Consider the following 337-nt stretch of genomic DNA (forward strand, 5'->3'; position numbering starts at 1 on the left):
CAGCAGCTCGTGTTGCAGGGAAAAAATCAGTACCACCACGCCAATCAAAATCCCGGCTGGCATACAGCGTGACACGGTTTCCAGCGTAACTAACTTCGCTGCCGCACCTGCGCCAACCACGATACCAATCGCTACCATCGCGTTGAGATAGGTGGGCGTAGCGTTATCGGTAATGCCCAGCGCCACCGGTACCCACAGCACCAACAGGAAACGCAGCGTGACCCCCGCTCCCCAGAATAAACTGGTGCCCACCAGCGAAAAACGCGTTTCACCATTGCGCCATAGCGAGGTGCAGGCATTCAGGAAACTGCGGGTCATGTTGATGAGATTCCAGGAC

Annotated in this window: 1 pseudogene; it reads right to left on the bottom strand. The window is 56.4% G+C overall.

The window, feature by feature from the left end:
- Window positions 1–337 (bottom strand): annotated as a pseudogene (locus FN960_RS23690) (hypothetical protein); the annotation flags it as partial.

The organism is Alkalicoccobacillus porphyridii, assembly GCF_007293315.1.
Taxonomy (GTDB): Bacteria; Bacillota; Bacilli; order Bacillales; family Bacillaceae_D; genus Alkalicoccobacillus; species Alkalicoccobacillus porphyridii.